This window comes from Desulfohalovibrio reitneri, assembly GCF_000711295.1.
GTDB lineage: Bacteria > Desulfobacterota > Desulfovibrionia > Desulfovibrionales > Desulfovibrionaceae > Desulfohalovibrio > Desulfohalovibrio reitneri.
On sequence record NZ_JOMJ01000003.1, the window covers coordinates 1,513,633 to 1,526,527 of the forward strand.

Here is a 12,895-nt window from a genome sequence, read left to right on the forward strand (position 1 = left end):
CCCTCCGTTCCGCCGGGCTACCCTTCTCCCTTGAAGTACGCGAGGGCCTCGCTCGGCTCCATGGGTTTGGCGAAATAGAAGCCTTGCGCCTGGTGGCAGCCCAATTCCTTGAGCATGTCCACCTGCTCCCGGGTCTCGGCCCCCTCGGCGATGATCCGGAAGTCCATGTTCCGGGCCAGGTCCACGATGGTCTTGATGATCTGGCGGCCGCCCGCGCTGGCCTCTCCGCTGACGAAGGACCTGTCCACCTTGAGGGAGTCCACCGGGAAACGTCGCAGGTAGCCCAGGGAGGAATAGCCCGTTCCGAAATCATCGATGGCCATGCGCACCCCTTTGCCGCGCATGCCCTCGAAGAAGCGCATGGCCGCCTTTGTGTCCCGCATGATCAGGCTTTCCGTGATCTCGATGTTGAGGCATTCCGGCGGCAGGCCGGACTCCCGCAGCACCCGGTCGATGAGCGCGGCCATACGCTGCTCCTCCAGCTGCCTAGGCGAGATGTTGAGGCTGACGACAAGCCCCCGGGCCTCGGGAACCTCCCGGTGCCACCTGGCCATCTGGGCGCAGGCCGCCCGCAGCACGAAGGCGCCCAGCCGGTTGATGAGCCCCGTGCTCTCGGCCACGGGGATAAACTCCTCTGGCGAAATCTCGCCCCGCTCGGGGTGAATCCAGCGCAGCAGGGCCTCGAAACCGACCACGCGTTCGTCTTGCAGGGAGATAACAGGCTGGTAGTGCACCCGGAACTGCTTGCCGCGAATGGCCCGGCGGATTTCGTTCTCCAGGGAGACTGCGTCGGCGACCTCCTGGAACATCTCCTCCCGAAAGACCTTCAGGCGGTCCTCGCCGCCCTCCAGCTTGGCCCTGTCCAGGGCCACGGCCGCGTCCCGCAGCACCTCCTCGGCCCCCGCGCGGGTATGGATGTCCATGACGATGCCCTGGGCGCACTCCACGTGGACCTCGGCATCGCCAACCCTGTACGCGCTGTTCAGGGAACGGCCGATCTCGGTCACTTTGGCCAGCAGGTTCCACCTGGACTCCATGCCGTCCAGCAGAATGCCGAACTGGTCCCCGGTGAGCCGGGCCAAGCTGTCCTCGGGAGAGGCGAGTTCGGCCAGGCGTGCGGCCACCTCCCGGAGTATGGCGTCCCCGGCTTCGTGGCCGTAGGTCTCGTTGACCCGCCGGAAGCGGTCCAGATCCAGCATGACCACGCCGCACTCCGTGTCCGCGTGGTCGCCCCGGTGCATAGCCTTGTGCACGTACTCCTTGAACAGGGCGCGGTTGGGCAGGCCGGTGAGGGGGTCGTGCAACGCGCTGTGGGCCAGTTGCTCCTCGTATTCCTTGCGCTGGGAAATGTCCTGGTAGATGGCGAAGATGCCGCCGATCTCGTCTTCCAGATAGAAGGGGTAGGCCTGAAACTGCACCGGGATCTCGCGGCCGTTCCTGGCGGTGCGCCGGGTCTCCCGCTGCACAGTCTTGCCCGCCAGCACGCTCTGGTGGATGGCTCCCCCCTCTTCCAGCAGGTCCTTGGGCACCAGGAAGTGCCGGCTCTGCCACTTGCGCACGTCCTCCAGGGCATAGCCGAACATGGCGGTGTAGCCCGGGTTGATGTCCATGACCCGGCCTTCCTCGTCCAGGATGGCGATGCCCAGGGGGGAGTTGTGGAAGAGTTGGCGGAAGTAGAGCCGTTGGACGTCCGCCGCCTCCTGCATCAGGCGCAGTTCGGGCAGGTCAAGCACCGTCAACACGCTGACCCGTTTCTCCGGCACCGGGCACATGAAGATGTAGACCGGCTTGATGGCCCCCTTGCGGTCCTGGAAGTCGGCGCCGAAGCCGCGCGGCACCACGTCGGGCTGGACCATGGCCAGGGCGTTGTAGCGCTTGAACTTGGCTGCCGAGCTTTCGTCCAGAAACTCGTCGAAGCGGGCCTTGCCCTGGACGCGCTCCAGGTCCGCGGCGCAGAAGGCGGCGAAGGCGTCGTTGGCCCGGGGCACCCTGCCCTCCTCGTCCACCATGGCCGTGGCCAGGCCGGAGGCGGAAAAGAAAATCCGGTATGTCTCGGCCGAGTCGCGCAGGCTTTCACGGGCCTGCCTCTCGCGCGTCACGTCCGAAATGATGCCCTCCACGGCCCGCACCCGCCCGGCCGCCCCCTCGCGGATGAGCACGTTGCGCATCTTCACCCAGGACCTCTGCCCGTCCTTGCGCGTGATGGCGAAAGTGGGGTTTTTTCTGGCCCCCTGGATGAGCATGGCTTTCAAGCTGTGCGGGTCGAATTCCTCATCGTGAACGGCGATGCGGTACAGAAGCTCGGGATTCCCCATCAACTCCTTGGCATGGTAGCCGGTGACGTCCACGGCCGCGGTGTTGATGAACTCGAACCGCCCCCCGCCGGACATGTCGTACCGGAACACCATGTCCTTGATTTCGTCGCTGATGCTGGCGAAGCGGCGCTGGGCCTCACCCGCCGCGCCCGCACGCGCGCGGGCTAAAAGAAACCCGGCTCCCAGGCCGAGTCCCAGCCCAGCCAGGGCGATGATGAGTGTTTCAGACGGCATGCTCCCCTCGGGTTTTGCTTCTAGTTAATCAGTTATTCGACTTGGAATATGCTGTCAATGTAACGATATTTTAACTGGATACCACGCCCCAGCCTTAGCCATGGCGGCACCCTGCCCGCCCGTGCCGGACCTGAAAACTGAACAGGGGAACCGGAACAGGCCGCCGGGCAGGCGCACGCGGGCAAGGCGAGACCTCGCTGCCGCACGCACGCCTCGAACGGCAACGGGTCGCGCGGACGCGGCCGGTGGTGAGCAAAAGCCGGATAAAATGGGAACTGAGGCGAAGGACCGGCGGGCGGCCAGGAAAAGGCGGACGCGGCCTTCTGAAGACGGAATCAGCCCAGGCCGAACTGGGAAAGCAGGTCGTCGCAGCCTTCCTGGCCGTCCACCAGCTTGGCCCGACTTTCCCGCTTGACCGCCTCGGGGGCCTTTTCCGGGTCGCGCTCGTGCTCTTCCAGCATCAGTCCGGTGGAGACGTAAAGGTCCGTGACCAGTCCCTCCACTCGCTTGAGCGTTTCGATGGCGTGGCGGATGCGCTGCCCGGTGAGATCCTGGAAGGAAAGTGCGGTCATGATCTCCATGAGCTGCTCGTTCATGCCCGAGGCCAGTTCCCTGGCCCCCTCCGGCCCATCGGCCAGCATTTTCTCCAGCCTGGAGGCGGCCTCCATCTGCTTTTCCACGATATCCATGATCTTGAGGGAGGCTTCCTCGGTGGCCTGGATGACCGAGTCCAGCTCGCCGGTGGCCTGGTTGAGCAGCTCCTGTTCGTCGCCCGCGCCCTCGGCCAGCTTCTCCTGGCCCTGCCGGGCCTGGGAAATCTCGCGGTAGATGTCGGAGAGGCCCTGGCGCATGTCCTGGTTCATGGTCCGCAGGAAGTCGCCCTCGGAAACGGCCCGGGAGAGCGCCCTGGCCACTTCCTTCTCCACAAGCTCACCCAGTTCCGCCTTGACGATGCCCGCCACCTCGTTTGTCACCGCCTGCACCATTTCGCGGAGCAGCTTTTCCTGCAGGTCCGAAGTCATGCCGTCTCCTTGTCGCCCCCGCCCGTCTTGGCGAAGACATACCCCTGCCTGCCCGTACGCTTGAGGGCGTACATGGCCTCGTCCGCGCCCTGCAGCAGTTCGAGCACGTCCGTACCGTTGTCCGGAAAAACGCTGATGCCCACGCTGGCCCCCACCTCCACCTCGACCCCGCCGCCGATTTCGATGGGGCGGGCCAGGGCGGCCAAAAGCCGCTTGGCGGCCAGGGAGGCGTGGATGGTCTGGCGCAATCCCGAGGCCACCACCACGAACTCATCCCCGCCCAGGCGCGCGGCCATGTCGTCGCCGCGCACGCTGGCGGTCAGCCGCTCGCCCACGGTCTTCAGGGCCAAGTCGCCCGCGGCGTGTCCGTGGGTATCGTTGACGGGCTTGAACTTGTTCAGGTCCACGAAGAGGAAGGCGGTTTTCAGCCCCTTGCCCTCGGCGTCGCGCAGAATCCGCTCCGACCGTTCCAGCAGCATGGCCCGGTTGGGCAGCCCGGTCAGGGAATCCAGGGTGGCGCTCTCGCCGTCGGCCGAGGTCTCCTCCAGGGAGGCCAGCAGATGGATGCGGCCGCGCTCCGGCTCGGCCGCCATTGTGAAGGTCAGGGTCACGCCGGTGCGCCCCCGTGAGCGCACCCGGCAGCGCAGTTCGCCGACCTCGCCGCCGCCGGGAAGGGAGTGAAGGATCTCCATCGCCTTTTCCCGGTCGCCCTGGTGCAGCAGTTCGGGGAACGGCAGGCCAATCACATCCTCCGGCCGCCAGCCCACACCGTGCCAGCGAGGGTTGGCGGAAAGCACGCGCAACCCCTCCGCCTCGACCTCGCAAGCGAGGTCGGAGCAGTGGCGGAAATAGAACTCTATGGCTCGCATGCTGGGCTCCCCCGGGCGCTGCCTGGCGGCGGAAAAAACGATGCTAGGCCAGTCGTTTGACGGCCTCGTGGCGGCGGGAAACGGAAACGCCCCATCCTGTCCCCGAATCCTCATACTCACCGAGTGAAAAAGAAACGTCAATGCGGCATTGCGAATAGGGACGGCCCCGAATCCCTGGCCGACCTCAGACCAGATCCACCCGCTCGAAGCGCATGGCCTCCAGGTCCACCAGGAGCATGGCCCCGGAAAGGGAGGAGGTGCCGCCGGACAGCAGGCGCACGGACTCGGCGGCTTGCAAGGAGGCCAGGGTCCAGACGATGGGGCCGGGGGTGCCCAGGCTTTCCTCCACGGAACGCCCGTCGCCAAGCATCTCCGCCGGGGAGGGGCCGCCCGGCTCCACCACGGCCAGCCAGCCGGTCCAGCCCGCCACCCCGGCCGACACCAGCCGCACCCCCTGCCGGGCGCAGGCCGAAGCCAGGGCGCGGCGGTGGGCCAGCCCACCCAGGCAATCCATGGCCAAGTCCGCACCGCGCACCAGGTCGTTCATGCCCGCCTCTTCCAGGAAGGAGCCGATGGTCTCCAGGTGGGTGCAGGAGCCCAGCTGCGCGGCCCGCTCCAGGGCCGCACCGGACTTGGCCCGATTGCGGTTGGCCGTGGTGGCCAGCAGTTGCCGGTTTTCATTGTGCTCGGCGAAGACGTCGCCGTCAGCCGCCCGGATGCGGCCCACCCCGGCACGGACAAGAAGTTCCAGCACCACTCCGCCCAGGCCGCCCAGCCCGGCCATGGCGCAGGTGGAGCGCACCAGGGCCAGTTGCCCGGCACAATCCAAGGTCTCGAAGTTGCGCAGCCGGGCCACGGGGACCACTCCGGCCTCCAGGGCCGCCTCCTCGGCCCGGCGGCGGTCGAGGTTCCGCTCGGCGGCCCAGCCGTCCAACTCCTCGCCGGAGACCACCAGCCGGTCGCCCTCGCGCAGGGAGGCCGGACGGGCCAGAGCGCGCAATTCGTCGCGCCACTCGCCCGACCACTCCTCCGGACGCTGGGAGGGCCACTCGCTGGACCGGTCCCCGGGCACGCTACCCTCCGCCCACGGCGGGGAACAGCCCCACCCGGTCGCCCTCGGAAAGCTCCGAGTCCAGGGAGGCCTTTGCCCCGTTGATGAAGATGATCTTCAATTCCTCGGGCGGCAGGCCGAGCTCACCCGCCAGCTGGCCGATGGTTCCGGCCTCCGTCTCGTACCCCACCGGAGCCTTGGGCTCGTACTTCTTCAGTGTGGCGAAGCAGGTTATGTCTATGCGCATGCTTTCTTCTCCCCGATTCCGACCACAAAGACAAGGGCCGGAACCTCCCGGTCCCGGCCCTTTCATTTCTTTCTTTTCAGCGCTCTTCAACCCAGTCTCGCCGGGCTGCGTTTTCTACAATCCGCTATGCCTTAACCGCCTGCATCTCCTGGTACTCGAAGTCCCAGGTGACGTTGTGCGGCGGCAGCTGCTTGCGGAAGAAACGGGGCAGCTGGTCGTCCACCTCGGAGAACCCGGCGCGGCGGTTGAAGTCCACCTCGTCGTCCAGCACCTGCTTGCCCAGGGCCATAATGTCGTCCGGGGTGAAGTTCACGCCCGCCTTGGCCGCCACCATGTCGGCGATGACCTGCAGGGCGTCCTCGGTGTCCAGCACGGCGAAGGCCACGAACAGGCAGAACCCGGCGGAGTCCACGGCGTTGGTGGCGATCTGCAGGGTCTTGGACAACTCCACCTGGCCTTCCTTGGAGTGCGGGTCCACGTCGCCGCCGCAGGAGAGCACGTTCTGGCAGACGGCGTAGCCGGCGGTGTGGTCCGCGCCCTGCGGGGTGGTGGAGTAGGTCACGCCGATGCCCTTGACCGCGCGCGGGTCATAGGCGGGCAGGGCCTGGTTCTTGACCACCGGGATGCGGTCCACGCCGTAAGCGTCGGCCATGTAGGTGGTGCCGTTGCCCACCAGCTTGCCCAGGTAGCCGTACTCGCCCACGGCCTCGATGAGCTTCAGCGCGGCCGGGCCGTCGCCCCAGGGGATGAGGCCGCCCTCCATGGCCATGGCGATGGTGTTGCCCATCTCGATGGTGTCCAGACCCATGTCGTCGCAGGCGCGGTCCAGGCGGGCGATGTCGTCCATGTCCGAGATGGTGGTGTTGGGGCCCATGGCCCACAGGGTCTCGTACTCGAAGCCGGAGGTGACGTACTCGCCCTTCTCGTCCAGGTACTGCTGGGAGCACTGGATGGCGCAGCCCACGTGGCAGCCCTCGCGGGTCTTGCCGCCGCGCGCCTCGATGATTTCGTGCAGTTTCTCGCCGGAGACGTCGGCGGCGCGGTCGAAGCGGCCCTCTCGGAAGTTCTTGGTGGGCAGCGCGCCCGCCTCGTTGATGATGTTCACCAGCACGGCCGTACCGTAGGTGGGCAGGGCCTGGGAGGTGATGGCGTGCTCGCGGATTATCTCGGCCCAGCGCTTGGAGGCCTTGGTGAAGGCATCGGGGTCGGAGTACTCCACATTGCCCGCGCCGGAGTCGTCGACGATCACGGCCTTGACCCGCTTGGAGCCCATGACCGCGCCCATGCCGCCGCGACCGGCGGAACGGGCCGGACGGCCCTCCATGTCGGTGAACTGGATGGTGGAGGACTTGAGGCACTGCTCGCCCGCGGGGCCGATGAGGGCGCAGGTGGCCGAGCCGCCGTACTTGGCGTCAAGCTCCTTGGCGTACTCGTAGTTACCCTTGCCCACGGCCGGGGCGTCCTCGATGGTCACGCCGTCCTTGTCCACGCGGACGACCATGAAGGGGGCGTCACGCTCGGGCTTGTCCTCCAGCACGATGGCCGCCAGGTTCAGCTTGGCCAGCTTGCGGGAAACCACGCCACCTGAGTTGGACTCCTTGATGCCGCCGGTGAGGGGCGACTTGGCGCCCACGGAGATGCGGCCGGAGCTGGAGGCCTTGGTGCCGGTGAGCACCCCGGGAGCGAAGATCAGCTTGTTTTCCGCGGACAGCGGATGGCAGTCGGCGGGGACTTCGCGGTTGACGATGCGCGAAGTCAGGGCGCGGCCGCCCAGCCCGGCGTAGTCGCCCGCCTCTTCCAGGGTGAAGGTACGCTCGCGGGTGTTGATGCGCAAAATCTTGACCATGCTTTCCTCCTTGTGGCCGCGGTCCTTTTTTTCGCCGCGGACTGGTGACGGAACTGGTCATGATGAAGCAAATAAACTAGAGTATGTCCACCACTCAGCAATCAAGAAACCACGCGGTCTGAGGTGCTTATGCCACACGGGGAACAGGACGCCTTGTCCACCTTTCACTCAATCACTGTCCGGGCCGAGCACAAAACGCTTTTCCCCCTTCTTCGGGAGGGATTCGACATCCTGGCCGGGTCCGGGACCAGCCTGCAGTCGCTTCTCGGCGAGGACCTCGGCTTGAGCGGGGAGGTACTGGATTCGGCCTGCGCCACCGTCTTTCTGGACGGACATCCGGTGGATGATTTGGAAACGGCCAGGCTTCGGCCGGGCTGCCGCCTTGCCCTGTCCGGGGCAATGCCGGGAGTATGCGGCATCACCATGCGCCGTCACAGCCCGGTGGGCGGCATGCGTTCGGGCATCGCCCTCGCGGACGAGGCTGAAGAGGACGATACCCCGGACGCAGGAGAGGGGAGCTGCCGCGTGCTGCTCTTCAACCTGGCCCTGAATCAGGCCGGTCCGGCCTTCCTGGAGCACGGGGTGCTGGTGGAGGCCGCCAGGCTGCTGCGGGTGGACCCCGCGAACGTGGCCGGGGCCGAGCTGGACGGGGAGGCCGTGGAGTGGTCCGATCTGCTTCGCGGGCTGGACCCGCAGCGCATCGTGGTCGTCAGGACGGCCGCCTAGCGGGGCGGGGCGACACGCCGCCGGGCCTCTGGCCGGGCATGCGGACACGTCCCGAGCCGGCGGCGGCCACGGGCCGGACCGGCGGGTCGGGAGCGCCCGGCCACGCCGCGTTCGGGCTCCGAGCCGCCGCGGGGGACCAGGGCTAGTGCTTGGCCCAGCCCTGGTCCGGCTCCTCGCCCCCGGCGATGTCCACGTCCATGATCTTGCGCGGACGCACGCCCATGCGGTTGTGGTAGCCGGCCCGGCGCACCGAGACCCGCCCCACCTTCTGATAGAGCAGTTCCAGCGCGCCCCGGATCTCGTCCTGGGCGTGGGAGGTCAAGGCCAGCCCGGTCTTGCCGATGTCGTCCACAAAAACCTTGCGCGGCTCCTGATCGTCCACCCCGATGTCGATGAAGGTGGTGAAGTACTTCTCCAGCGGGCCGAGCACGTTCTCGATGAGATCGATAAGGTCTTCCTCGTAGAGTTCCTGTTCCATATCGCCTCCTGGCCCCGTGTCGGGGCGGGATTCGGGCATGGTAGCGGTTGCCCGCTTGATTGCAAGCCCATTGATTCCAGGGCGGCGTTTACACGATGCTTCGGCTGGTGCATAGTCTGTCCTGAAAACCTTGTCCCGCGAACCGCGACGGAGGACACCATGGAACGATCGGACTGGAGATGGGTCGGACGCTGGGTGAAAACTGCCGGCAAGGAGGAGGAACACCGCAAGGCCGCCGAGACCACCCGCGACCACTGGCGCGAGGTGGCCCTGGACGTGGGCCTGGACCCGGACAAGAACGTCACCCTGGCCGAATCCGAGAAGATGCTGGCCGTGGCCATCACCGAGCAGATGGACACCCTCTTCCGGGAGGAAGGCACTTCCTGGCAATATTATTGATGGGCCACGGGCCGGAGAGGGCGTCGTGCCGAAAGTGAGAAAAGCCAAGGACGCGGTGGAGGCCATCCTGGCGGACGCCAACTGGAGCGAGCGCCTGGGCGAGTTGGATAGCCTGGGGCTGAAACGCGTTTCAGGGGCGTTGTTCTCCCTCATCCTGAGTCCTTCCCCCGCCCTGCGCTGGCGGGCGCGAAAGGCCTTCGGCAAGGTGGCCGCCGACCTGGACGCGAGCGAGCCGGAGGCCGGGCGGACCATTGTCCGCAACATGCTCTGGCGGCTCAACGAGGAGAGCGGGGGCATCGGCTGGGGCGTGCCCGAGGCCATGGGCGAGGTGCTGGCCGCAAGCCCCCGACTGGCCGAGCAGTACCACTCCATTCTGCTGTCCTATGTGCGCGAGCACGACGGCGTCTGCCACGGCAACTTCCTGGACAACCCCGGCCTGCGCCACGGCGTGCTGCGTGGGCTGGTCCGGCTGGCCGAGGCGCGGCCGGAACTGGTGGCCCGAGGGGCGGCGCACCTGACCAGGGTGCTGGACCCCGGGCTGGCGGCCGAACGCCACCAGGGATCGCCCGAGCAGCACGAATGCCACGACGCCCGCGCCCGGGCCCTGGCCTGCCGCGCCCTGGGGCTGGCCGCCGGGAATCTTTCCGGCCAGGCGCTGGAAACGGCGCGCTCCGCCTTGGAGGCGATGCTGGACGACCGCTCGGAAACGGAGTTGGAAGGCGAGGACGGCATCGGCGAACAGACCACCGTGGCGGCCGAGGCCCAGCGCGCCCTGGACACCCTGACCGGATGAGGAGGGATTGTCTTTTCCCTGGGATTCCAGTAGGTGGTTGCCATGGAAACCCCGCCCTGGGAGCGGGCCGGACGCGGTGCCGCCGGACGGCCGCGAAGGCCCGCAAACTCCCGCGAAGCGGGCTTTTTGGGTTGACAAGGACGTTTACTTTTCACTAGTTTTCGGTCCTGCTTGTCCACTTTTAGACAAGCGGGAACTCCATGTTCCTTGAATACACGATCCCGCACGCCGTCCGCCCGCGGCAGCCCATGGCGCGAAACGGGCGGTTTGAAATAGGGATGGCTTCAAAACAGGGTGCATATGCCCTCAACACCTGACGACGGAGGTACTGGACAATGGCGAAACATGAGACCCCGTTGCTCGACGAGCTGACCAAGGGTCCTTGGCCGAGCTTCGTTGACGACATCAAGCAGGAGGCCGCCCGCCGCCACGAGAACAAGGACGGCGTGGAGTACCAGATTCCCGAGGATGTCTGCGACGACCTGCTCGGCGTGCTGGAGCTCTCCTACAAGGACAAGGAGACCCACTGGAAGCACGGCGGCATCGTGGGCGTGTTCGGGTACGGCGGCGGCGTCATCGGACGCTACTGCGACTCCCCCCAGCAGTTCCCGGGCGTGGCCCACTTCCACACCGTGCGCGTGAACCATCCCTCGGGCAAGTGGTACACCACCGACTACCTGCGCAAGCTCATCGACATCTGGGACATGCGCGGCTCCGGCCTGACCAACATGCACGGCTCCACCGGCGACCTGGTATGGCTGGGCACCTTCACCGAGCAGCTCGAGGAGATCTTCTACGAGCTGACCCACAACATGGAAACCGACCTGGGCGGATCCGGCTCCAACCTCCGTACCCCGGCCGACTGCATGGGCATGAGCCGTTGCGAGTACGCCTGCTACGACACGCACGCCCTGTGCTACGCCCTGACGCAGGAGTACCAGGACGAGCTGCACCGCCCCGCGTTCCCCTACAAGTTCAAGTTCAAGTTCGACGGCTGCCCCAACGGCTGCGTGGCCTCCATCGCCCGTGCGGACATGTCCTTCATCGGCACCTGGAAGGATGACATCAAGATCGACCAGGACGCCGTGAAGGCCTACGTCGGCGGCGAGCTGAAGCCCAACGCCGGCGCCCACGCCTCCCGCGACTGGGGCAAGTTCGACATCGAGGAAGAGGTCATCAACCGCTGCCCCACCAACTGCATGAGCTGGGACGGCAGCAAGCTGACCATTGACAACTCCGAGTGCTACCGCTGCATGCACTGCATCAACACCATGCCCCGCGCCCTGCGCATCGGCGACGAGCGCGGCGCGAGCATCCTCTGCGGCGCCAAGGCCCCGATCCTGGACGGCGCGCAGATGTCCTCCCTGCTGGTGCCCTTCGTGCCCGTCGAGGACCCCTTCGACGAGGTCAAGGAAGTCATCGAGAACATCTGGGACTGGTGGATGGAAGAAGGCAAAAACCGCGAGCGCCTGGGCGAGACCATGAAGCGCATGGGCTTCCAGAAGCTGCTCGAGGTGACCGGCACCAAGGCCGACGCCCGGCACGTGCAGTACCCCCGCGAGAACCCCTACATCTTCTGGAAGTCCGAGGACGTTCCGGGCGGGTTCGAGCGCGACATCCAGGACTTCCGCAGCCGCCACCAGCGGTAGCGGACGGTTTATCAGAGGCAGCGTAACAAACTCTAGAAGACAACATAGGGAGGAACCCCCATGGCGTTCGTTTCTTCGGGATACAATCCTGACAAGCCGATGGAAAACCGCATCACCGACATCGGCCCCCAAAACTACCAGAACTTCCTGCCGCCGGTTATCAAGAACAACTACGGCAAGTGGCTGTACCACGAGATCCTGGAGCCCGGCGTGCTCATGCACAAGGCCGAGTCCGGGGACGAGGTCTACACCATCCGCGTGGGCACCGCCCGCCTGATGTCCGTCGGCCTCATCCGCGAGATCCTGGACATCGCCGACGCCCACTGCGACGGCTACGTCCGCTGGACCACCCGCAACAACGTGGAGTTCATCCTGGACTCCAAGGACAAGGTCGAGCCCCTGAAGAAGGACCTTGAGGGCCGCAAGTTCCCCGGCGGCTCCAACAAGTTCCCCATCGGCGGCACCGGCGCCTCCGTGCCCAACGTGGTCCACACCCAGGGCTGGGTGCACTGCCACACCCCGGCCACCGACGCCTCCGGCCCGGTTAAGGCCCTCATGGACGAGTTCTACTCCGAATTCCAGTCCATGGAGCTGCCCGCGCCCATCCGCCTGGCCGTGGCCTGCTGCCTGAACATGTGCGGCGCCTGCCACTGCTCCGACATCGCCGTCGTGGGCATCCACCGCAAGCCGCCGCTCATCGACCACGAGGTCCTGGACGACATCTGCGAGATTCCGCTGGCCGTCGCTTCCTGCCCCACCGCCGCCATCCGCCCCTCCAAGGTGGAAGTCAACGGCAAGGAAAAGAAGACCGTGGCCATTAAGGAAGAGCGCTGCATGTTCTGCGGCAACTGCTACACCATGTGCGCCGCCCTGCCCCTGGCCGACGCCGAGGGCGACGGTTGCGCCATCATGGTCGGCGGCAAGGTGTCCAACCGCATCTCCAACCCCAAGTTCTCCAAGGTCGTGGCCGCCTATGTGCCCAACGAGCCGCCGCGCTGGCCGACCCTGGTGCAGACCATCCGCAAGATCGTGGATGCCTACAAGCAGGACGCCAAGAAGTACGAGCGCATCGGCGACTGGGCCGAGCGCATCGGCTGGGAGCGTTTCTTCGAGAAGACCGGCCTGGAGTTCACCGAGCACCTGATCGACGACTTCCGCGATCCGGCCTACTACTCCTGGCGCCAGACCACCAACTTCAAGTGGTAGTCGCCTGACAGAACGCAACGAGGGCGGGGCCGCGAGGCCCCGCCCTCATCACCAAAAAGG

The 12,895-nt window shown here is 66.4% G+C and carries 12 protein-coding genes; 5 read left to right on the top strand and 7 right to left on the bottom strand.

The window, feature by feature from the left end; all coding sequences use genetic code 11:
- Positions 1-17: 17 nt before the first annotated feature.
- From N911_RS18995 to N911_RS0107770, 6 genes are all read right to left on the bottom strand, one after another.
- Positions 18-2,549 carry a sensor domain-containing protein gene (locus tag N911_RS18995; protein ID WP_051694070.1) on the bottom strand — a complete coding sequence of 844 codons (2,532 nt, stop codon included), beginning with the start codon at positions 2,547-2,549 and terminating at the stop codon, positions 18-20.
- Positions 2,550-2,884: 335 nt separating this feature from the next.
- Positions 2,885-3,571, bottom strand: coding sequence for a protein phosphatase CheZ (locus tag N911_RS0107750; RefSeq protein ID WP_029895935.1), 687 nt, complete (start codon positions 3,569-3,571; stop codon positions 2,885-2,887).
- Positions 3,568-4,440, bottom strand: coding sequence for a GGDEF domain-containing protein (locus N911_RS0107755; RefSeq protein ID WP_051694071.1), 873 nt, complete (start codon positions 4,438-4,440; stop codon positions 3,568-3,570). The genes N911_RS0107750 and N911_RS0107755 overlap by 4 nt, the downstream gene beginning before the upstream one ends.
- A 184-nt stretch (positions 4,441-4,624) precedes the next feature.
- The gene (locus N911_RS0107760) at positions 4,625-5,512 is read right to left on the bottom strand and encodes a HesA/MoeB/ThiF family protein (protein ID WP_051694073.1); all 888 of its coding nucleotides are present in this window, start codon (positions 5,510-5,512) and stop codon (positions 4,625-4,627) included.
- Between the two features lies 1 nt (position 5,513).
- Positions 5,514-5,738 carry a MoaD/ThiS family protein gene (locus N911_RS0107765; protein ID WP_029895939.1) on the bottom strand — a complete coding sequence of 75 codons (225 nt, stop codon included), beginning with the start codon at positions 5,736-5,738 and terminating at the stop codon, positions 5,514-5,516.
- A 124-nt stretch (positions 5,739-5,862) separates the two neighbouring features.
- Positions 5,863-7,584, bottom strand: coding sequence for an aldehyde ferredoxin oxidoreductase family protein (locus N911_RS0107770; protein WP_029895940.1), 1,722 nt, complete (start codon positions 7,582-7,584; stop codon positions 5,863-5,865).
- Positions 7,585-7,737: 153 nt separating this feature from the next.
- Here N911_RS0107770 and N911_RS17480 point away from each other — a divergent pair, with 153 nt between their 5' ends.
- The gene (locus N911_RS17480) at positions 7,738-8,310 is read left to right on the top strand and encodes a hypothetical protein (protein ID WP_138774359.1); all 573 of its coding nucleotides are present in this window, start codon (positions 7,738-7,740) and stop codon (positions 8,308-8,310) included.
- A 142-nt stretch (positions 8,311-8,452) separates the two neighbouring features.
- On the opposite strand, the gene N911_RS0107780 is transcribed toward N911_RS17480, so the two are convergent.
- Complete coding sequence (locus tag N911_RS0107780; RefSeq protein ID WP_029895943.1) at positions 8,453-8,788, bottom strand: hypothetical protein; 336 nt, start codon at positions 8,786-8,788, stop codon at positions 8,453-8,455.
- A gap of 159 nt (positions 8,789-8,947) precedes the next feature.
- Here N911_RS0107780 and N911_RS0107785 point away from each other — a divergent pair, with 159 nt between their 5' ends.
- From N911_RS0107785 to dsrB, 4 genes are all read left to right on the top strand, one after another.
- Positions 8,948-9,187 carry a hypothetical protein gene (locus N911_RS0107785; protein ID WP_029895945.1) on the top strand — a complete coding sequence of 80 codons (240 nt, stop codon included), beginning with the start codon at positions 8,948-8,950 and terminating at the stop codon, positions 9,185-9,187.
- A gap of 25 nt (positions 9,188-9,212) precedes the next feature.
- Entirely contained in the window at positions 9,213-9,980 is a 768-nt protein-coding gene (locus N911_RS16740) for a DVU0298 family protein (protein WP_035104525.1), read from the top strand.
- A 335-nt stretch (positions 9,981-10,315) separates the two neighbouring features.
- Positions 10,316-11,629: a dissimilatory-type sulfite reductase subunit alpha gene (gene dsrA, locus N911_RS0107795; protein WP_029895949.1), complete on the top strand. Its 1,314-nt coding sequence runs from the start codon at positions 10,316-10,318 to the stop codon at positions 11,627-11,629.
- Positions 11,630-11,689: 60 nt separating this feature from the next.
- Positions 11,690-12,835, top strand: a complete 1,146-nt coding sequence (gene dsrB / locus N911_RS0107800) for a dissimilatory-type sulfite reductase subunit beta (protein WP_029895951.1) — start codon at positions 11,690-11,692, stop codon at positions 12,833-12,835.
- Positions 12,836-12,895: the final 60 nt, after the last annotated feature.

Bases quoted from the DNA above. Each gene is read 5' to 3' on its own strand.
- N911_RS18995 (WP_051694070.1), bottom strand. From the start codon at position 2,549: ATGCCGTCTGAAACACTCATCATCGCCCTGGCTGGGCTGGGACTCGGC.
- N911_RS0107750 (WP_029895935.1), bottom strand. From the start codon at position 3,571: ATGACTTCGGACCTGCAGGAAAAGCTGCTCCGCGAAATGGTGCAGGCG.
- N911_RS0107755 (WP_051694071.1), bottom strand. From the start codon at position 4,440: ATGCGAGCCATAGAGTTCTATTTCCGCCACTGCTCCGACCTCGCTTGC.
- N911_RS0107765 (WP_029895939.1), bottom strand. From the start codon at position 5,738: ATGCGCATAGACATAACCTGCTTCGCCACACTGAAGAAGTACGAGCCC.
- N911_RS0107770 (WP_029895940.1), bottom strand. From the start codon at position 7,584: ATGGTCAAGATTTTGCGCATCAACACCCGCGAGCGTACCTTCACCCTG.
- N911_RS0107780 (WP_029895943.1), bottom strand. From the start codon at position 8,788: ATGGAACAGGAACTCTACGAGGAAGACCTTATCGATCTCATCGAGAAC.
- N911_RS0107785 (WP_029895945.1), top strand. From the start codon at position 8,948: ATGGAACGATCGGACTGGAGATGGGTCGGACGCTGGGTGAAAACTGCC.
- dsrA (WP_029895949.1), top strand. From the start codon at position 10,316: ATGGCGAAACATGAGACCCCGTTGCTCGACGAGCTGACCAAGGGTCCT.
- dsrB (WP_029895951.1), top strand. From the start codon at position 11,690: ATGGCGTTCGTTTCTTCGGGATACAATCCTGACAAGCCGATGGAAAAC.